The 18,478-nt window shown below is 67.4% G+C and carries 17 protein-coding genes; 12 read left to right on the top strand and 5 right to left on the bottom strand.

Annotated features, from left to right (window positions below; all coding sequences use genetic code 11):
• The first annotated feature begins 16 nt into the window (after positions 1 to 16).
• From ABS767_RS08705 to ABS767_RS08680, 6 genes are all read left to right on the top strand, one after another.
• Complete coding sequence (locus ABS767_RS08705) at positions 17 to 2,980, top strand: 2-oxoglutarate dehydrogenase E1 component (protein ID WP_408077956.1); 2,964 nt, start codon at positions 17 to 19, stop codon at positions 2,978 to 2,980.
• Positions 2,981 to 3,006: 26 nt separating this feature from the next.
• The gene (gene odhB / locus ABS767_RS08700; RefSeq protein WP_408077955.1) at positions 3,007 to 4,248 is read left to right on the top strand and encodes a 2-oxoglutarate dehydrogenase complex dihydrolipoyllysine-residue succinyltransferase; all 1,242 of its coding nucleotides are present in this window, start codon (positions 3,007 to 3,009) and stop codon (positions 4,246 to 4,248) included.
• 114 nt (positions 4,249 to 4,362) lie between these two features.
• Positions 4,363 to 4,629, top strand: coding sequence for a GIY-YIG nuclease family protein (locus ABS767_RS08695; RefSeq protein WP_408077954.1), 267 nt, complete (start codon positions 4,363 to 4,365; stop codon positions 4,627 to 4,629).
• Positions 4,630 to 4,725: 96 nt separating this feature from the next.
• On the top strand, positions 4,726 to 6,120 hold the full coding sequence (gene lpdA / locus ABS767_RS08690) for a dihydrolipoyl dehydrogenase (RefSeq protein WP_408077953.1): 1,395 nt from the start codon (positions 4,726 to 4,728) through the stop codon (positions 6,118 to 6,120).
• A gap of 67 nt (positions 6,121 to 6,187) precedes the next feature.
• Positions 6,188 to 8,131: a sensor domain-containing diguanylate cyclase gene (locus tag ABS767_RS08685; RefSeq protein ID WP_408077952.1), complete on the top strand. Its 1,944-nt coding sequence runs from the start codon at positions 6,188 to 6,190 to the stop codon at positions 8,129 to 8,131.
• 80 nt (positions 8,132 to 8,211) lie between these two features.
• A complete protein-coding gene (locus ABS767_RS08680; RefSeq protein ID WP_408077951.1) occupies positions 8,212 to 9,558 on the top strand; it encodes a serine hydrolase in 1,347 nt (448 codons plus the stop codon).
• On the opposite strand, the gene mgrA is transcribed toward ABS767_RS08680, so the two are convergent.
• Entirely contained in the window at positions 9,555 to 10,562 is a 1,008-nt protein-coding gene (gene mgrA / locus ABS767_RS08675; protein WP_408077950.1) for an L-glyceraldehyde 3-phosphate reductase, read from the bottom strand. The genes ABS767_RS08680 and mgrA overlap by 4 nt on opposite strands.
• 4 nt (positions 10,563 to 10,566) lie before the next feature.
• Positions 10,567 to 11,226 carry a YoaK family protein gene (locus tag ABS767_RS08670; protein ID WP_408077949.1) on the bottom strand — a complete coding sequence of 220 codons (660 nt, stop codon included), beginning with the start codon at positions 11,224 to 11,226 and terminating at the stop codon, positions 10,567 to 10,569.
• Between the two features lie 112 nt (positions 11,227 to 11,338).
• Here ABS767_RS08670 and ABS767_RS08665 point away from each other — a divergent pair, with 112 nt between their 5' ends.
• From ABS767_RS08665 to ABS767_RS08650, 4 genes are read left to right on the top strand one after another with little or no spacing between them, the layout of a single operon-like run.
• Positions 11,339 to 11,899, top strand: coding sequence for an RNA polymerase sigma factor (locus ABS767_RS08665; protein ID WP_408077948.1), 561 nt, complete (start codon positions 11,339 to 11,341; stop codon positions 11,897 to 11,899).
• Positions 11,892 to 12,245 carry a DUF6768 family protein gene (locus tag ABS767_RS08660; RefSeq protein WP_408077947.1) on the top strand — a complete coding sequence of 118 codons (354 nt, stop codon included), beginning with the start codon at positions 11,892 to 11,894 and terminating at the stop codon, positions 12,243 to 12,245. The genes ABS767_RS08665 and ABS767_RS08660 overlap by 8 nt, the downstream gene beginning before the upstream one ends.
• A 37-nt stretch (positions 12,246 to 12,282) precedes the next feature.
• A complete protein-coding gene (locus ABS767_RS08655) occupies positions 12,283 to 12,912 on the top strand; it encodes a trimeric intracellular cation channel family protein (protein ID WP_408077946.1) in 630 nt (209 codons plus the stop codon).
• Between the two features lie 38 nt (positions 12,913 to 12,950).
• Entirely contained in the window at positions 12,951 to 13,505 is a 555-nt protein-coding gene (locus ABS767_RS08650; RefSeq protein WP_408077945.1) for a hypothetical protein, read from the top strand.
• Between the two features lie 39 nt (positions 13,506 to 13,544).
• Here ABS767_RS08650 and ABS767_RS08645 read toward each other — a convergent pair whose 3' ends face one another.
• On the bottom strand, positions 13,545 to 14,492 hold the full coding sequence (locus ABS767_RS08645; RefSeq protein WP_408077944.1) for a prolyl hydroxylase family protein: 948 nt from the start codon (positions 14,490 to 14,492) through the stop codon (positions 13,545 to 13,547).
• A gap of 83 nt (positions 14,493 to 14,575) precedes the next feature.
• Between ABS767_RS08645 and ABS767_RS08640 the strand changes: the two genes are divergently transcribed.
• Positions 14,576 to 14,944 carry a YkvA family protein gene (locus tag ABS767_RS08640; protein ID WP_408077943.1) on the top strand — a complete coding sequence of 123 codons (369 nt, stop codon included), beginning with the start codon at positions 14,576 to 14,578 and terminating at the stop codon, positions 14,942 to 14,944.
• Between the two features lie 9 nt (positions 14,945 to 14,953).
• Here the strand turns inward: ABS767_RS08640 and ABS767_RS08635 are convergent, their stop codons facing one another.
• Complete coding sequence (locus tag ABS767_RS08635; protein ID WP_408078675.1) at positions 14,954 to 16,186, bottom strand: polyhydroxyalkanoate depolymerase; 1,233 nt, start codon at positions 16,184 to 16,186, stop codon at positions 14,954 to 14,956.
• Positions 16,187 to 16,378: 192 nt separating this feature from the next.
• Here ABS767_RS08635 and ABS767_RS08630 point away from each other — a divergent pair, with 192 nt between their 5' ends.
• Entirely contained in the window at positions 16,379 to 18,181 is a 1,803-nt protein-coding gene (locus tag ABS767_RS08630) for an ABC transporter transmembrane domain-containing protein (protein ID WP_408077942.1), read from the top strand.
• Here the strand turns inward: ABS767_RS08630 and ABS767_RS08625 are convergent.
• Entirely contained in the window at positions 18,178 to 18,474 is a 297-nt protein-coding gene (locus ABS767_RS08625; protein WP_408077941.1) for a hypothetical protein, read from the bottom strand. The genes ABS767_RS08630 and ABS767_RS08625 overlap by 4 nt on opposite strands.
• Between the last annotated feature and the right edge of the window lie 4 nt (positions 18,475 to 18,478).

Genomic DNA, 18,478 nt, shown 5'->3' with positions numbered 1-18,478 from the left:
TAGAAGGACAAAGACGATGGGCGTTGATGGGTTGGATTTCGCGGAGATCGCAGGTGGCGTAAGCCCTGCCTTCGTCGAGACGATGTACGCGAAGTTCAAGGCCGATCCGTCGGCGGTCGAGGCGGGCTGGCGCCAGTGGTTCGAGGGGCTGGAAAGCACCGCGACCGGCCCCAGCTGGGCCAATCCGCGTTGGCCGCTGAAGGATACCGACGCGCTCACCGCAGCGCTCGATCCGACGCAGATGGAGCCCGCGCCCAAGCCCGCACGCGGCGGCGGCGCCCCCGCTCCTGCGGCGGCACCCGCCGCGTCGGCCGCGGACATTGCCCGCGCTGCGAACGATTCGATCCGCGCGATGCTGCTGATCCGCACCTATCGCGTGCGCGGGCACCTCGCCGCCAATCTCGATCCGCTCGGCCTGTCCAAACAGGACCTGCCCGCCGATCTGACGCCGGAATATCATGGCTTCACCGAAGGCGATCTCGACCGGCCGATCTTCCTCGGCGGCAATCTCGGCCTGGAAAAGGCGAGCGTGCGCGAGCTCGTCGAGATCCTGCGCCGTAATTATTGCGGCAATGTCGGCCTCGAATACATGCACATCGCCGATGTCGAGGAGCGCCGCTTCCTTCAGGAGCGCATGGAGGGCAAGGACAAGGCGATCGAATTCTCGCCCAACGGCAAGAAGGCGATCCTCGCCAAGGTGATCGAAGCCGAGCAGTGGGAGAAATTCCTCGGCAAGAAATATGTCGGCACGAAGCGCTTCGGGCTGGACGGCGGTGAATCGATGATTCCCGCGATGGAAGCGATCATCAAATATGGCGGCCAGTATGGCGTGCGCGAGATCGTGTACGGCATGGCGCATCGCGGCCGCCTCAACATGCTCGCCAACGTGATGGCCAAGCCCTATCGCGTGATCTTCCACGAATTCGCGGGCGGATCGGCCAACCCCGACGACATCGGCGGCTCGGGCGACGTCAAATATCACCTCGGCACCAGCACCGACCGCGAGTTCGACGGGATCAGCGTGCACATGTCGCTGGTCGCCAACCCCTCGCACCTCGAAGCGGTCGATCCGGTCGTGCTCGGTAAGGTCCGCGCGCAGCAGACCAATCGCAACGATCTGGAGAATCACGAGCAGGTCCTGCCCGTGCTGATCCATGGCGACGCGGCATTCGCTGGGCAGGGGATTGTGTGGGAGTGTCTCGGCTTCTCGGGGATCCGTGGCTATAACACCGGTGGTTGCATCCATTTCGTCATAAATAACCAGATCGGCTTCACGACCAGCCCGCAATTCGCGCGCTCGTCGCCTTATCCGTCGGATGTCGCCAAGGGCGTCCAGGCGCCGATCTTCCACGTCAATGGCGACGATCCCGAAGCGGTCACCTTCGCGTGCAAGATGGCGATCGAATTCCGCCAGCGCTTCAAGCGCGACATCGTCATCGACATGTGGTGCTACCGCCGCTTCGGTCATAACGAAGGCGACGAGCCGAGCTTCACCCAGCCGCTGATGTACGCCAAGATCAAGAAGCATCCCGGCGTCGCCGAGCTCTATGCCCAGCGGCTGCAGGGCGAGGGCGTGATCGATGGCGGCTTCGCCCAACAGCACACCGCCGAGTTCACCGCGCATCTGGAGACCGAGTTCGAAGCTGGCGCATCGTACAAGGCGAACAAGGCCGACTGGTTCGGCGGGCGCTGGTCCGGGCTCGGCGCGCCGGGCGACGCGGAGACCGCGCGTCGCAACGTCGAAACCGGCATCGACAAGAAGCTGTTCGACAGCCTCGGCCGCACGCTGACGCAGGTTCCCGAGGGGCTGACCGTCCACAAGACGCTCAACCGCGTGCTCGACGCCAAGGCTGCGATGTTCAAGTCGGGCGAGAATTTCGACTGGGCAACGGGCGAGGCGCTCGCATTCGGCTCGCTGCTGTCGGAAGGCTATGGCGTGCGCCTTTCGGGGCAGGATTCGGGCCGCGGCACGTTCAGCCAGCGCCACGCCGTCTGGGTCGACCAGACCGACGAGCGCAAATATGTGCCGCTGAACGAAATCCCGCACGGCCGGTTCGAGGTGCTCGACAGCCCCTTGAGCGAATATGGCGTGCTGGGCTTCGAATATGGCTACGCACTCGCCGATCCGAAGAGCCTGGTGCTGTGGGAAGCGCAGTTCGGCGACTTCGTCAACGGCGCGCAGATCATGATCGACCAGTTCATCTCGTCGGGCGAAGCCAAGTGGCTGCGTGCCAACGGCCTGGTGATGCTGCTTCCGCACGGCTACGAAGGCCAGGGACCCGAGCATAGTTCGGCGCGTCCCGAGCGCTTCCTGCAAAGCTGTGCGGGTGACAATATGCAGGTCGCCAACTGCACCACGCCGGCCAATTTCTTCCACCTGCTGCGCCGCCAGATGCACCGCAATTTCCGCAAGCCGCTGGTGGTGATGACACCCAAGTCGCTGCTCCGCCACAAGATGGCGGTGAGCAAGGCGGCGGACTTCCTGGGGGAGACGCATTTCATGCGCATCCTTTCGGACCCGTCGGCGCCGGCAGACACGGATGTGAAGCGGCTGGTCCTGTGCACCGGCAAGGTCGCCTACGACCTGATCGAGGCGCGCGACGCGGCGGGCGACAAGAACACCGCGATCGTCCGTATCGAGCAGCTCTACCCCTTCCCCGGCGAGCCGCTGGTGAAGCGCCTCCAGCGCATGACCAACCTCGAAGAGGTGGTGTGGGCGCAGGAAGAGCCGAAGAACAACGGATATTGGTTCTTCGTCGAGCCGCTGATCGAGGAATGCCTGATCGAAGCCGGGGTCGCGCCGCAGCGTCCGCGCTATGCCGGCCGCGCCGCGGCGGCATCGCCCGCCACCGGCCTGATGAAGCGTCACCAGGCCGAACAGGGTGCCCTTGTCGCCGACGCGCTGGGCCACAATGTCCGTGAAGAAATCCGCCGCACCCGCAGCGACACCACCAAGCCGACCGGCATGGCCGGCGCATAAGCCTGATCCCCAGGAAGGACTGAACGATGGCAACCGAAATCCTCGTCCCCGTGCTGGGCGAATCGATCACCGAAGCGACGGTCGGCGAATGGCTGAAGCAGCCCGGCGATACCGTGGCGGCCGATGAGCCCATCGCCAGCCTCGAAACCGACAAGGTGTCGGTCGAGGTGCCCGCCCCCGTCGCCGGCGTGATGGGCGCGCATGCGGTGCAGGTCGGCGATACCGTTGCCGTCGGCGCGATGATCGGAACGATCGAGGCGGGTGACGGCGCGGCCGCAACCCCCGCCCCCGCCCCCGCTCCCGCCGCCAAGGCCGAAGCGGCGCCCGCCCCGGCGAGCGCCGCGCAGCAGGCACCGGCGTCGGGCGATGTCGAGGCCGCAGCCCTCTCGCCGTCGGTCCGCCGTGCGATTCTGGAGCATGGCGTCGATCCGGCGACGATCACCGGTACCGGCAAGGACGGCCGCATCACCAAGGAAGACGTGGTCGCCGCCGCCTCGGCCAAGCCCGCGCCTGCCCCGGCAACAGCGCCCGCGCCCGCCCCGGCGGCTGCCGCCGCATCGGCCAGCGGCCGCAAGGAAGAACGCGTGCGGATGACCCGCCTGCGCCAGACCGTTGCCCGCCGCCTCAAGGAAGCGCAGGACACCGCCGCGCTGCTCACCACCTTCAACGACGTCGACATGACCGCCGTCATCGAAGCGCGCACCAAGTACAAGGATCTGTTCGAAAAGAAGCACGGCGTCCGCCTCGGCTTCATGGGCTTCTTCGTGAAGGCCGCGTGCATGGCGCTCAAGGACATCCCCGCCGTCAACGCCCAGATCGACGGCGACGAGATCGTCTATCACGACTATGCCGACATCTCGGTCGCGGTCAGCGCGCCGCAGGGCCTGGTCGTCCCCGTCATCCGTGACGCGGATCAGATGAGCGTCGCGCAGGTCGAAAAGACCATCGGCGACTTCGGCAAGCGCGCCAAGGACGGCACGCTCAAGATGGACGAGATGAAGGGCGGCACCTTCACCATCTCCAACGGCGGCGTGTTCGGTTCGCTGATGTCGACCCCGATCATCAACCCGCCGCAGTCGGCGGTGCTGGGCCTCCATCGGATCGAGGACCGCGCCGTCGTCCGCGACGGTCAGATCGTCATCCGCCCGATGATGTATCTCGCATTGAGCTACGACCACCGCCTGATCGACGGGCGTGAGGCAGTGACCTTCCTCGTCGCGCTCAGGAACGCGATCGAGGATCCGACCCGCCTGCTGATCGACCTCTGATGCACTCCTGCGCTCCTGCGAAAGCAGGAGCCCAGAGTGGCAGGGGGCCAACTTGGAACCTAGACCGCGCTCGCGAGATTGGGGAGAAGACCGACGAAAGACGGCTACGTCTATATGATGGCGAACCAGCGCAACGGCACGCTCTATCTTGGCGTGACCAGCGACCTCGCCGCGAGGGCGTACCAACATCGCAACAAGCTGATCGAAGGCTTCTCGAAAAAATACGGCTGTGTTCTGCTGGTGTGGTTCGAGGGACATGGAGACATTGACGCCGCCCGATATCGCGAATTGCAGATGAAAAAGTGGAAGCGGGAATGGAAGGTCGAGCTGATCGAACGCCATAACCCGCAGTGGAAGGACTTGTACGAGACGCTATTTTAAGGCTCTGCGATCCTGCAGCTGCAGGCGCCGAAGCCGCTGGCGTCACGCTTCGTAACCCTGGGCTCCTGCTTTCGCAGGAGCACAATGGAGTGCAAAATGGCTGAATACGACTTCGACGTCCTCGTGATCGGTGCCGGGCCCGGCGGTTATGTCGCCGCGATCCGCGCGGCGCAGCTGGGACTCAAGACCGCGTGCGCCGAGGGGCGTGAGACGCTGGGCGGCACCTGCCTCAATGTCGGCTGCATCCCGTCCAAGGCGCTGCTCCACGCGTCCGAACTGTTCGAGGAAGCCGCCGGCGGCGCGCTCGCCAAGCTCGGCGTCAAGCTCGGCTCGGTCGAACTCGACCTCGATGCGATGCACGCGCAGCGCAAGGAAGCGGTCAAGGGCCTGACCGGCGGCATCGAATTCCTGTTCAAGAAGAACAAGGTCGAGTGGCTCAAGGGTTATGCCGCGTTCACCGGCAAGGACAGCGTCAAGGTCGGCGACCGTGAGGTCCGCGCCAAGAACATCGTCATCGCCACCGGCTCCAGCGTCACTCCGCTCCCCGGCGTCGAGATCGACCAGCAGGTCGTCGTCGACAGCACCGGCGCGCTCGAACTGGCCAAGGTGCCCGAGCATCTCGTCGTCATCGGCGGCGGCGTGATCGGGCTCGAACTCGGCAGCGTGTGGCGCCGCGTCGGCGCGAAGGTGACCGTGGTCGAATATCTCGACCAGATCCTCCCCGGCTTCGACGGCGACGTGCGCAAGGAATCGGCCAAGCTGTTCAAGAAGCAGGGAATCGAGTTCAAGACCGGGACCAAGGTCACCGGCGTTTCGGTCAGCGGCGGCAAGGCGACCGTCACGCTCGAGCCTGCCAAGGGCGGCGAGGCGCAGACGATCGAAGCGGACAATGTCCTCGTCGCGATCGGCCGCCGTCCCAATACCGACGGCCTCAACCTCGAAGCCGCCGGGCTGTCGGTGAACGCGCGCGGCCAGATCGAGGTCGGGCACGAGTTCGAGACCGGGGTCGACGGCATCTGGGCAATCGGCGACGTCGTCCCCGGCCCGATGCTCGCGCACAAGGCCGAGGATGAGGGCATCGCGGTCGCCGAGAATATCGCCGGCCTCACGGGAATCGTGAACCACGATCTGATCCCCTCGGTCGTCTACACGATGCCCGAAATCGCTGGCGTCGGCCTGACCGAAGAGGCGGCGAAGGAAAAGGGCGAGGTGAAGGTCGGCAAGTTCCCGATGGCCGGCAACAGCCGCGCCAAGACCAATCACGAGCCCGACGGCTTCGTGAAGATCATTGCGGACGCCAAGACCGATCGCGTTCTCGGCGTGTGGATCATCACCAGTGTCGCCGGCACGATGATCGCGCAGGCGACGCAGGCGATGGAATTCGGCGCGACCAGCGAGGACATCGCCTATACCTGCCACGCCCATCCGACGCACAGCGAGGCGATCAAGGAAGCGGCGATGGCGGTGACGGGCAAGCCGATCCATATCTGATCGGATTGCGGCGACTACGTAGGGTCGCTTTTGCAAGCCGGTGACGGCGCCGGTCTAGCGCGATGCAATGCTGGACCGGCTTGCGACCTATTTTCGCGACATGTCGATCACGACGCGGACCGCGATCATGCTGTCCGCGCTGATCGGCCTGATCTTCGCGGTTTCCGGGCTCATCGCCTATCAGGACAGCGAACAGCGCACGCGCGAGGCCGGGCTGGCCACGCTCGATCACTATGCCCGACAGGTGGCGCGGCATCAGGAAGAGCGCTTCTCGCGCATCCGCAAGACACATGTCCACGCGACGGAGCTGTTCCGGGCGCAGTTCGCTTTGGGCGCCCCCGTCACCGGCCCCGGCGCCTTCGATGCCATGTTTCCGCGCGACCGGCGCGGAGGGCGACGCAGCGCGCCTGCGCTTTACGATGGTGGCAGCACCCCGCTCGGCTATATGCGTGGCGTCGGTGCGTTCATCGCCCATGAGCCCGACGGGGCCGAGCGGCGACGGTTGATGGCGGCCACGGGTATCGTCCACGCGCTCGGCGAAGGGGTGCGGTCCGATCTCGAAAGCCTCTATTACTTCACCCCGGACAACAGCCTGGTGATCTTCGCGGCGGATCGACCCGATCGTCTCCGCTTCTACCGGCGGGATGCACCGAGCTCGCTCGACTTCCAGCAACAGGAATTCGCGACCATCGCGACGCCCCGGGCCAATCCGGGCCGCACGATGCGCTGCACGGCGCTTCGCCACATCATGCACGACCGCAGCGGCGGGACCTGGACCACCGGATGCATGACGCCCGTCGATATCGGCGGGCGGCACGTGGGCACCTGGGGTACCAGCGTGCTGCTCGATACGCTGATCGAGCCTGGGGAGTTTTCCGACGTTCCGCGGGCCGGGGTGATCCTCATCTCGCATGAGGGACGGCTGATCCACCACCCGGACTATACCAAGCAGCGTCGCGTCGGCCCCGAAGCGATGCTCGACCTGACCACGACCCGCGATCCCAGACTCGCCGCGCTGTGGGCCTTCGTTCAGGCGCAGCGCGACGGACGGTTCCTGGGGGAGGCGCCGACGCTCGACAGTTTCGTGGCGATGCGGACGATCGACACACCGGGCTGGTATGCGCTGGTCGTTCAGGACGAAGCGGTGATGCGGTCCGAATCCTATCGGCTGATCCTGCGCGTCACGCTGACCGCGATCGCGTGTCTGGTGCTGCAGGCGCTCACCATTCTCCTCCTGCTGCGGCGCCAGGTCGGCACGCCGCTGCGCCGGCTGATCGCACGCACGCGGGCGCTGACCCGTCGCGTCCCGCCCGCGCGCCATGTCGATGTCGAACGGATCGCGGTTCGCGACGAGGTGACACAATTGACGCACGACTTCGATGTGATGGCGGAACGGATCGGCTCGGCTCAGTCGGAGCTGGAGCGCCGGGTCGCCGGCCGCACCGAGGCGCTTCACCGTGCCAATCAGCAGCTCAAGCTGAACGCGACGCGCGATTCGCTGACCGGCATTCCCAATCACCGCACCTTCGGCGCGGAGGTCGAGGCTCGAATGGCATCGCGGAATCCGGAGGGGCATTATCTGATTCTCTTCGACATCGATCATTTTCATCGGATCAACGCGGACCATGGCGAGGGGACGGGCGACCGCGCGCTCACCCGGGTCGCCAACGGAATCGCGTCGCTGCTGCGGGAGGGCGATCTGTACGGTCGCGTCGGCGGGGACGAGTTCGCCGCGTTCATTCGCGCCGCCTGCCCCGCCGAGGCGATGAACGTCGCCGAACGGGTGCGTGTCGGCCTGTTCGGGCTGGAAACGCCGGGCCGTTATGGGGAGATGATCCGCCTGAACGCCAGCGTCGGGGTGACGGGCGCGGCGCCGGGCGACAGCTTCGATGCGGTGTTGGCCCGCGCGGGCATCGCGCTGGACCGGGCGAAGCGCGGGGGGCGGGATCGCGCGACCTACCACGCCGCTCGCGCGTCACAGCCTGCCGGGAGGCTCAACGCGACCGCCTGATTGCGCACCACCCGCACGACCTTCCCATTGCGCCGCGCGGACAACCGTTATAGTTGGGCAATACACAGGGAGGGATCGTCATGAAGCGTCTGACCGTCGCCGCGGGGCTTGCCGCGCTTATTCTAACGCCCGTGCCGGCGGTGGCGCAGGATCCGGGGCGGATGGACGCGGTCGTGCAGGACGATGCGCGCAAGGGCGAGTTCATGGGGGCGGTCCTGGTCGCGCGCGACGGGGACGTGTTGCTCGACAAGGGCTATGGGTCGGCCAATCTCGAGTGGAAGATCGCCAATGACGGCGCGACGAAGTTCCGCCTGGGGTCGGTGACCAAGCAGTTCACCGCCGTCGCGATCCTGTTGCTGCAGGAGCGGGGGAAGCTCCGGATCGATGCGCCGGTCAAGACCTACCTCCCCGATGCGCCTGCGGCATGGGACAAGGTGACGCTGCACCATCTGCTCACCCACACGTCCGGCATCCCGAATTTCACCGGTTTCCCGGAATACGAGAAGCTGAAGACGCTGCCCGCGACGCACGCCAGCCTGATCGCACGCTTCAGCGACAAGCCGCTGGAGTTCGCGCCAGGCGAGAAGTTCGCCTACTCCAATTCCGGCTATGTCCTGCTCAGTGCGATCGTCGAAAAGGTGAGCGGGCAAAGCTATGCCGAGTTCGTCGCGAGCAACCTGTTCAAGCCGCTGGGCATGGACGACACAGGCTATGACAGCCACGCCGCGATCATCCCACGCCGCGCGTCGGGCTATGCCCCGGCGAAGGACGGTCCGGTCAATGCCGACTATGTCGACATGACGATCCCGCAGGGGGCGGGCGCGCTTTATTCCACGACGCGCGACCTGCTGAAATGGCAGCGCGGGCTCTATGGCGGCAAGCTGCTCAAGCCCACCTCGCTCACTGCGTTTCGCACCCCGTACAAGAACGGCTACGCGCTCGGCATCGCCGTCGAAGCCAAGGACGGTGTCACCACCATCGAGCATGGCGGCGGGATCGAGGGGTTCAATACCTCGCTCGCCTATGATCCGGACCGCAAGATCACCGTAGTCGTCCTCGGCAACCTCAACGGCCCCTCGCCGGGCAAGCTTTCCAAGTCGTTGATGACCCTGGCGCGCGGCGGCACGGTCGTGCTGCCCGCAGAGCGCAAGGCGGCGACCATCGCCCCGGAACAGCTCGCGCAATATGAAGGCGTGTACGAACTCGCGCCGACCTTCGCGATCACCATGCGCGTCAAGGACGGCAAGCTGATGACCCAGGCGACCGGGCAGCCGGAGTTCGAGCTGTTCCCCGAAAGCAAGGACCGCTTCTTCCTCAAGGTCGTCGACGCTCAGGTCGACTTCACCCGCGACGCCGCGGGCAAGGTCACCGGCCTGATCCTGCATCAGGGCGGGCGATCGATGCCGGCGCCGCGGAAGCAGCCCTAGAGCCGCTCCCCCGGCTTCGCCGCGAACCGATCGATCGCCGCCAGCTCCTCCGCGCTGAAGTCGAGCGCCTTGACCGCATCCAGCGAATTGTCGAGCTGCTCGACCGTCCGTGCACCGATAAGCGCGGAGGTGACGCGCGGGTCGCGCAGCACCCAGGCGATCGCCATCTGCGCCAGCGTCTGGCCGCGCGCCACGGCGATGTCGTTCAGCCCGCGCAGCCGCGCCACCAGCGCGTCGGTCAGTCGATCGCGCCGCAGCGAGAAATCCTTCGCCGCGCGGGCGTCGTCGGGCACGCCGTTCAGATACCGCCCGCCGAGCAGGCCTTGCGCCAGCGGCGAGAAGGCGATGCACCCCGCCCCTGCCGCTTCCAGCGCGTCGAGCAGGCCGTCCTCGATCCAGCGGCTCAGCATCGAATAATCGGGCTGGTGGATCAGCAGCGGCACGCCCTCCGCCGTCAGGATTTCCGCCGCGCGCCGCGTCGCCTCGGGCGTATAGCTCGAGATGCCGACATACAGCGCCTTGCCCTGCCGGTGCATCTGCACCAGCGCGCCCATCGTTTCCTCGATCGGGGTGTCGGGATCCATGCGGTGCGAATAGAAGATATCGACATAGTCGAGCCCCATGCGGCGCAGCGACTGGTCCAGGCTGGCGATCAGATATTTGCGACTGCCGCCATCGCCATAAGGGCCGGGCCACATGTCCCATCCGGCCTTGGTCGAGATGATCAGTTCGTCGCGATGCGGACGCAGGTCGCGCGCCAGCACCCGGCCGAACGTCTCCTCCGCGGATCCGTAGGGCGGGCCGTAATTGTTCGCGAGGTCGAAGTGCGTCACGCCCCGATCGAACGCGCGCAGCAGCATCGCCCGCCCGGTCTCGTACACATCGACCCCGCCGAAATTCTGCCACAGGCCGAGCGAAACGGCAGGCAACACGATCCCGCTCCGCCCGCACCGGCGATAGGGCATCGCGCCGGCATAGCGATCGGCAGCGGGTAGATAGGTCATCAAGTCACTCCTGCACGGTCCCGGTCGCAGTGCGGGTCAACCCCGCCGCCACCAGCGTCAGCCCGCCTGCGGCGGCTGCGGCGATCCATAGCGCCGCATCGTCAGCCGCCAAGCCCACGCGCGCGCCCAATAGCACGCCCAGCGCAAATCCCAGCCATAGCAGCAGGTGCGGCACGAACGCCCAGCGGTCCGGGTCGCCCATCAAGGCACCCGCCAGCCGCTGCGCCATCCGCACCAGCGATCCGGTCATGTATGAAACCCCGATCGCCACCTCGCCATCGCGCGCGAACACGCCGTTTTCCATCCCCATCGCCGCCGCCACCAGCAGCAGCGGCAGCGGACCCGGCAGCACCATCCATAGCGCCGCCGCCGCAGCCAGCGTCACGGTCACCGCGCTCAGCACCGCCACCTTCCGCCGCTGCGCAAAGCGCCGCGCCAGGATTGCCGCTCCCATGACGCCCGCGACAAAGGCCAGGATCAGCGCGGCCGCCAGCGTCGCAGTCCCGTCGCCCAGCCCGATCCCGACGCCCAGACGGGTCGAATTCCCGCTCATGAACGAGACGAAATAGCCGCCCAGCCGGGTAAATGCGATCGCATCGACGAAGCCGGCCAGCGCGGCAAGCGCGACGGCGAGCGCGATGAAGCGGGGGGCGTAGGACTGCATCCGCGCCATTCTCCACATGTGCGCGCCGTCGCCAAGCCCGGACCGCGCGATCGACCGAAACTATCCGCGCTGTCGATTGAACCGAAAGCCGATTCCGGAGCACCTTTCCGCCATGAACGCAAACTCGAACGACGCCGATCGCGCGACCGACGCCTGGCTGGTGGTAGCCGCACAGGGTGGCGACCGGCGTGCAATCGCGCTGCTCGCCCGGCGCTGGCATCGGCGGCTGGTGGCGCATGGCTGGCGCTTGACCGGCGACAGGGCAATGGCCGAGGAGGCGGTACAGGCGGCGTGGATCGACATCGTTCGCGGCATCGCCCGGCTACGCGACGAACGCGCCTTCCCCGCCTGGGCCTATCGCATCGTCACCCGCAAGACCGCAGCCGCGATCGGTACGCGCGTCGCCGGTCGTGCGCTCGCCGCCGCGCTTGAGCAAGACACGCCTCTTCCGGTGCCCGGCCCGGACGATGCCGCCGACCGCTCGGCGCTGCGCCATGCCGTCGCCACGCTCGCACCGGGCCATCGCGCGGCGGTGGCGCTCCACTATTTTGAGGGGCTGAGCGTCGCCGAAACTGCGGTCGCGCTCGGCATTCCCGCCGGAACCGTCAAGACCCGCCTGATGCACGCCCGCACGAGGCTGAAAGCCATGTTGGAAGGAGAAGACCATGCGTGACGCCCAAATCGACGCGGCCATCGCGGCCGAGGAGCGCGAGTTGCTGCGCCAGATCGGAGAAGAGCCCGGCTATCTCACCCAGGTCGGTTCGATGTTCCGCGGCAGCATCGGCTGGACCAGCGCGGTGGTGCTCGTCACCCAGACGCTGATGTTCTTCGCCGGTGTCTATGCCGCCTGGCGGTTCTTCGGCGCCACGGAGCCGCTCCAGGCGCTGCGCTGGGGCCTGCCGTCGATGACGCTTCTGCTGATGGCGACGATCTTCAAGGCGGCGATGCTTCCGGTGATGCACGTCAACCGCGTGCTGCGCGCGGTGAACCGGCTGGGGGCGACGGGCGCCACGCGCTGAATTGACGCGGACCGGCGGGGGTGGGACAGGATGCGCCATGGCTCCTGATCCGCTCCCGCTCGGCCCGTTTCTGCCGTGGCTCGACCTGTTCGGTATCGCCGTGTTCGCGGCGACCGGCGCACTCGCCGCGGCGGGCCGCAGCCAGACCTTCGTCACGGCTGCGTTCTTCGCGCTGGTGACCGGCGTCGGCGGGGGGACGATCCGCGATCTGCTGATCGGGGCGCCGGTGTGGTGGGTCCACCACCCGTTCGTCGCAGCGCTGTGTCTCGGCGTCGCGGCACTGATCTGGGTTACTCCGCAACGCTGGTGGGACGGGCGCGGATTCGACTGGCTCGATGCCGCCGGACTGGCCGCCTATGCCGTGTTCGGGGCCGCCAAGGCGCTCGAATATGGCATCCCGCCGATCCCGGCGATGCTGATGGGCGTGCTCACCGCCTGCGCCGGGGGCATCATCCGCGACGTGCTGGCGGGCGAACCCTCGATCCTGATGCGCCCCGAACTCTATGTGACCGCCGCCGCGCTCGCTTCCGGGCTGCACGTCGCGCTCAGTCTCGCGGGGCTGCCGCTTTATGCCGCCGGTTTCCTCGCCGCGGCGGCCGGCTTCGCGTTGCGCGCCGCGGCGATCGTCTGGAAACTGGCACTCCCTGCCTATCGCGGCGGGCGCTGACCTTGCGCGCAGGCGCAAGATGCGAGACGCTTCTCCCCATGATCGAGACGAGTCGCGGATACCAGTTCCTCGACCAGGGCGAGGATCGGCGCCGGGCAGGCCAGCCCGACGCGGCACGGCATTGCTTTGCCGAGGCGATTTCGGTCTTCCACCTCGATTGCGACCTTGCGGGCGAGGCCCGTGCGCTCACCCGCCAAGCGCGACTGGCGCGCGATGCGGGCAATCTCGAGTGGGCGCAGCATGACCAGCAGGCGGCGATCGCGTTGTTGCGCAAGGCGGGCGACGGCCATGCGCTTGCCCGTGCGCTGCGCCGTGCCGGCGACATCTTCCTCGCGCAAGGGGATCAGGAGCGTGCCGCCGCGGCGCTCGCCGAAGCCTTTGTCCTGTACGAGGCGTCGCCGGACGCCGGCACGCTCGAAATCGCCGACGCGGTGCGCAGCGTCGCCTTGCTCGCCGAGGCGCTGGGCGAGCCCGAACAGGCACTGATGATGTGGCAAGATGCGCGCGAGCGTTATGCCCAGGCGCGGGAGGCGGGCGGCAATCCCGGCCTCACCGAAGCGGATACGCATATCGCGGCGCTCGCCCGCCACTGATTTGTCGGCGGTCGCTGGCGTCCGCGCGACGCATCGGTGCTACTCGGGCGTACAGGCCCCGGCGCGGATCCAGCGGCTGGCCAGCCACTTCTCGCCGCGCTCCACCGGCGCACCCGCGTGCCAGCCGCGCTCGTCGCGGCGGCCATCGTCGAGCGTGTTGCGAAACACGAGTGCATCGCCCTTCCGCCCGGCCACGCGCAGCCCAAGTTCGGTGAACACCGTCTCGCCCCCCGAATAGTCGTCGTTGAGCCAGATCAGCGCGGTCAGGATGCGCTGCGACGCCCCGGGGACGCCGGCATAGGCATCGTGGTGTCGCCGGAATTCCTGGCCCGGCGCATAGCGCAGGATGTTGAGCGGTTCGCCCTGCCGCGTCGATGTGCCCGTCGCCGCGGCAATACGGCGGTTGAGGTTGTGGATGACCAGATCCTCGTCCAGCGCCAGGATCGACATCGCGTCCGAACGCCGCACCGGATCGGGCTTGCCCTCCCCTGTGGCGGGATCGACCACCAGCGCCGGGCGCAGTTCCGCCGCGCTGTGCGCCGTGAGATAATCGCACTCCTCTATGCTCGCAAAGCCGGTGATCCGCACGATCAGCGGGCGCTCGCTCAGGATCGTGCGTGGCGCGGCCAGGGTGTCTTCCAACACCGGCGCGCGCTCCAGCATAGCCAGTTGCCGGTCGGACTCGGCATCGTCCAGCGCGCGCAGCATCGTCACCGCACCCTCGAAATCGGGTGCGCAGCCGATCCCCGCCGCCGTGAGATAGGCCCGCGCACGCCCGGCCTGAGCCATTCCCCTTTCGGCGGCCGCGGCAAGCGCCCGGTGCGCGACGCCGAAATCCTGGGGTCCGTACAGGCCGAACACGCGCCAGTCGGCCAGCCGCCACAGGCTGGCCGGATCGCCGCCGCGCGCGCCGGCTTCCACCTGCGCCACCGCCGCGTCGATTTGCCCCGCATCGATCAGCGCGCGAATGGGGTCGGTTTCGTTCATACCCGTTTGTTGGCGGCTTTCGTCCTCAATGCAACCGTCCGCAGCCGCTTGACGCCCGCCGTGGTGCGCATAATGCCCGGCTTATGGGATCGAGCTTCACGCACCGTATCCGCGTCGAGGCGCATGCCGTCTGGCTTGCCGTCCGCGATCCGCGCACGCCGCTGCTCGCGAAGCTGGTGGGATTGCTGGTGGCTGCCTATGCGCTCTCGCCGATCGACCTGATCCCGGACTTCATTCCGGTGCTGGGCCTTGTCGACGATGCGCTGCTGATCCCCGCCGGGGTCTGGCTGTTCGAAAAGCTGGTGCCCGCTGCGCTGCTTGCCGAGCATCGCGCCACCGCCGAAGCCGCGTCGGCCCGGCCGGTCAGCAGATGGGGCATCGCGATCGTGGTTGCGCTGTGGGCGCTGATCGCGCTGCTCGCCTATGAATTCCTGATGCTGGGCTACGACTGAGCCGGGCGTTCAGTCGCTGTGCGCCGCGATCCACGCCTCGAGCACGGGGGCGATCCTGGTGCGCCACTTGCTGCCGTTGAAGATGCCGTAATGGCCGACGTCCGGCGCCATGTGATATTTCTTCATCTTCTCGGGCAGCTTGGTCGCGATGGAGAGCGCGGCCCTGGTCTGGCCGAGCCCCGAGATATCGTCCTTCTCGCCCTCGATCGCCAATAGCGCGGTATCGGTGATCGCGGCGGGATCGACGCGGCGGCCGCGGTGCATCATCTCGCCCTTGGGCAGCGCGTGGCTCTGGAACACCACGTCGATCGTCTGGAGGTAGAATTCCGACGTCATGTCGCAGACCGAACGGTATTCGTCGTAGAAGCGCATCGTCGACTCCGCGCTCTCGCCATCGCCCTTCACGAGATGCTTGAACATCTCCCAGTGCGAATTCATGTGGTTGCCGAGGTTCATCGTCATGAACCCAGCGAGCTGGAGGAAGCCCGGATAGACCGTCCGCCCGGCACCGGGATAGGTTGCCGGAACCGTCGCGATGACATTCTGGCTGAACCAGCTGTGCGGCCGCTCGGTCGCCAGCGTGTTGACCGCGGTCGGCGCCTCGCGCGTGTCGATCGGCCCGCCCATCAGGCTGAGCGTGCGCGGCGTGTTGGGATGCTTGTCCGCATTCATCAGCGCAACCGCGGCATAGGCCGGGACCGAGGGCTGGCACACCGCCAGCACGTGCGGGCGCTTGTCCCCTTCGGCTCCGATCGTTTCCAGGAATTCGACCAGATAGTCGACATAATCGTCGAGATCGAAGCGGCCGTCGGCGAGCGGCACCTGCCGCGCATCGCGCCAGTCGGTGATGTATACGTCCGCGACCGGCAGCATCCGCTCGACCGTTCCGCGCAGCAGCGTCGCGAAATGCCCGCTCATCGGAGCGACGATCAGCAGCTTGGGGCCACCCTCGACGCCGTCGCGCACGAATCGCTTGAGCTGCCCGAACGGCTTGCGCAGCACGATTTCCTCACGGACATCGACCCGCTTTCCGCCGATGGTCGTGAAGTCGAGCCCGAATTCCGGCTTGCCGCGCGGGGCGGCGGCGTGCGCGAACACCTCCAGCGCGGAGGCGAGGATCGGACCGCCGCCGAAATAGGCAAAGGGATTGGCCGGATTGTTCAGCAGGCCCGCGCTGAAATTCGCCAGCGCGCTCGCGCCCGCCAGCATCGAGCGCTGAAGTTCATAGGCATTGTACAACATCGGCAATCAGATTCCCCACCCCGACCGGGGCCAAAACGACGGTCGGATATAAGTTATAGCGGCCTCATGCTGCAGTGCAAACGCGGCGTACCCGTTTTTCGATCCGGAGCGGGCGGCAGCTTAGCCGAGCGCCCTAGGCCCGCGCCGACTCAAACCGGTTCCCTTGCGACCACCATCGCGCTACGCGGCGCCATGGCCGAGCCCGCACCGCCCCCCGCCCCGCCCGTTCCCACACCCGCACAGCCGCCGCGCAAGCTGTCCAGCCTGACGATCGTGTGGGGCTATACCCGCCGCTATCCGCTCCAGCTGGGCCTCGCGATCCTCTCGCTGCTGCTCGCGGCCGGCGCGACGCTGTGGATTCCCCGCACCTTCAAGGAAGTCGTGGACAAGGGCTTCGCGTCAGGCGCGGACCCCAGTCAGATCGGCATCTACTTCCAGGGGCTGTTGCTGGTCGTCGTCGTGCTGGCCTTCGCCACCGCGATGCGGTTCTATTTCGTCTCGTGGCTCGGCGAGCGCACGGTCGCGGACATGCGCGCCGCGGTGCACCGCAACCTGCTGCGCCTGCCGCCGCGCTGGTTCGAGGAGAACCGCCCGTCGGAAATCGCGAGCCGCCTCACCGCCGATACGGCGGTGGTCGAGCAGATCGTCGGCACGACCGTCTCGGTCGCGCTGCGCAACCTGCTGATCGCCGTCGGCGGGACCATCTATCTGTTCGTGCTGGCACCCAAGATCGCCGCCTATCTGCTGGTCGGCATCCCGGTGATCGTGCTTCCGATCATGTGGCTCGGCGGGCGCGTCCGCCGGTTCTCGCGCACCAGTCAGGACCGCGTCGCCGATATCGGGTCGATCGCGTCCGAAACGCTGGGGGCGATGCGCATCGTCCAGGCGTTCGGGCAGGAAGAGCGCGAGAGCGAGCGCTTCCAGCACGCGGTGGATCGCGGCTTCGCCACGGCGCGCGCACGCTTCGCCACGCGTGCGATCATGACCGCGCTCGTCATCTTCGCGCTGTTCACAGCGATCACGCTGATCATGTGGGATGCGGTGTACGGCGTCGCGCAGGGGCGGATTTCGGGCGGATCGATCACCGCCTTCGTCATCACCGCCGGCCTCGTCACCGGTGCGTTCGGCGCGCTGACCGAAGTCTATGGCGATCTGCTGCGCGCGTCGGGCGCCGCCGGACGGCTCGCCGAATTGCTGTCGGAGGAGCCGGAGATCGCGGCCCCCGACGATCCGCTCCCGCTGCCCCAGCCGCCACAGGGCGCGATCGACTTCGCGGGCGTCACCTTCCGCTATCCGACCCGCCCTGAGGTGTCGGCGCTGTCCGACTTCAACCTGTCGGTGGCCCCGGGCGAGACCGTCGCGGTGGTCGGCCCATCCGGCGCGGGCAAGTCGACGCTGTTCCAGCTCGTCCAGCGCTTCTACGACCCCGAAGGCGGCGAGGTCCGCGTCGATGGCGTCCCGCTGCGCCGCGCCGATCCGGCGGAGGTCCGAGCGCGGATGGCGATGGTACCGCAAGAAACGGTGATCTTCGCCGCCAGCGCGCGCGACAATCTGCGCTACGGGCGCTGGGACGCGAGCGAAGAGCAGATCTGGGAGGCGGCCGAGGCCGCCAACGCGGCCGAGTTCCTGCGCGACCTGCCCCAGGGTCTCGACACCTTTCTGGGCGAGGACGGCGCGCGCCTGTCGGGCGGCCAGCGCCAGCGCATCGCGATCGCCCGCGCGCTGCTGCGCGACGCCCCGATCCTGCTGCTGGACGAGGCGACCAGCGCGCTCGACGCCGAAAGCGAACGGCTGGTGCAGGACGCGCTCGACCGGTTGATGCAGGGGCGCACCACCCTGGTCATCGCCCACCGCCTCGCCACTGTCCGCGCGGCGAAGCGGATCGTGGTGATGGACGAAGGGCGGATCGTCGAAACCGGCACGCACGCCGAACTGGTCGGCAAGGGCGGCCTCTACGCCCGCCTCGCCAGCCTGCAGTTCAACGACCCGTCCTAGCCGCGAAACACCCAGATCGCGATCAGCGCGAGGATCGCCCCCAGCGCCGCCGCGACATAGGCCTTGGGGTTGCGCTTCTTCCGCGGGTCATGCCCCATCCGGTCGAGATCGAACCAGTAATGCGCCGGATGCGCCTCGCGAATGACGCCCGAGGCGCGCAGCCGGTCGAACGCCCGACGCTCCACCGGCCCCGGCGCATATTCGATCGCGGTATCCGGCGACACCGCCCGGTGATCGGCGAAATGCCGCTGCACGCGAAACTGCGCAAGATCGGACGAACCTGAGAACGACATCGTT

The sequence above is a fragment of the Sphingomonas plantiphila genome (genome assembly GCF_046000505.1).
Lineage (GTDB): Bacteria > Pseudomonadota > Alphaproteobacteria > Sphingomonadales > Sphingomonadaceae > Sphingomonas > Sphingomonas plantiphila.
Note: the sequence above shows the minus strand (reverse complement) of the source record. Positions and strands in the feature narration are given on the sequence as shown.

What these genes read in the sequence shown, in the direction of transcription:
- odhB (WP_408077955.1), top strand. Translation starts at nt 3,007, where the DNA reads ATGGCAACCGAAATCCTCGTCCCCGTGCTGGGCGAATCGATCACCGAA.
- mgrA (WP_408077950.1), bottom strand. Translation starts at nt 10,562, where the DNA reads ATGACCTATCTACCCGCTGCCGATCGCTATGCCGGCGCGATGCCCTAT.
- ABS767_RS08705 (WP_408077956.1), top strand. Translation starts at nt 17, where the DNA reads ATGGGCGTTGATGGGTTGGATTTCGCGGAGATCGCAGGTGGCGTAAGC.
- ABS767_RS08660 (WP_408077947.1), top strand. Translation starts at nt 11,892, where the DNA reads ATGCGTGACGCCCAAATCGACGCGGCCATCGCGGCCGAGGAGCGCGAG.
- ABS767_RS08695 (WP_408077954.1), top strand. Translation starts at nt 4,363, where the DNA reads ATGATGGCGAACCAGCGCAACGGCACGCTCTATCTTGGCGTGACCAGC.
- ABS767_RS08665 (WP_408077948.1), top strand. Translation starts at nt 11,339, where the DNA reads ATGAACGCAAACTCGAACGACGCCGATCGCGCGACCGACGCCTGGCTG.
- ABS767_RS08680 (WP_408077951.1), top strand. Translation starts at nt 8,212, where the DNA reads ATGAAGCGTCTGACCGTCGCCGCGGGGCTTGCCGCGCTTATTCTAACG.
- ABS767_RS08625 (WP_408077941.1), bottom strand. Translation starts at nt 18,474, where the DNA reads ATGTCGTTCTCAGGTTCGTCCGATCTTGCGCAGTTTCGCGTGCAGCGG.
- ABS767_RS08640 (WP_408077943.1), top strand. Translation starts at nt 14,576, where the DNA reads ATGGGATCGAGCTTCACGCACCGTATCCGCGTCGAGGCGCATGCCGTC.
- ABS767_RS08655 (WP_408077946.1), top strand. Translation starts at nt 12,283, where the DNA reads ATGGCTCCTGATCCGCTCCCGCTCGGCCCGTTTCTGCCGTGGCTCGAC.
- ABS767_RS08645 (WP_408077944.1), bottom strand. Translation starts at nt 14,492, where the DNA reads ATGAACGAAACCGACCCCATTCGCGCGCTGATCGATGCGGGGCAAATC.
- ABS767_RS08635 (WP_408078675.1), bottom strand. Translation starts at nt 16,186, where the DNA reads ATGTTGTACAATGCCTATGAACTTCAGCGCTCGATGCTGGCGGGCGCG.
- ABS767_RS08650 (WP_408077945.1), top strand. Translation starts at nt 12,951, where the DNA reads ATGATCGAGACGAGTCGCGGATACCAGTTCCTCGACCAGGGCGAGGAT.
- ABS767_RS08685 (WP_408077952.1), top strand. Translation starts at nt 6,188, where the DNA reads ATGCTGGACCGGCTTGCGACCTATTTTCGCGACATGTCGATCACGACG.
- lpdA (WP_408077953.1), top strand. Translation starts at nt 4,726, where the DNA reads ATGGCTGAATACGACTTCGACGTCCTCGTGATCGGTGCCGGGCCCGGC.
- ABS767_RS08630 (WP_408077942.1), top strand. Translation starts at nt 16,379, where the DNA reads ATGGCCGAGCCCGCACCGCCCCCCGCCCCGCCCGTTCCCACACCCGCA.
- ABS767_RS08670 (WP_408077949.1), bottom strand. Translation starts at nt 11,226, where the DNA reads ATGCAGTCCTACGCCCCCCGCTTCATCGCGCTCGCCGTCGCGCTTGCC.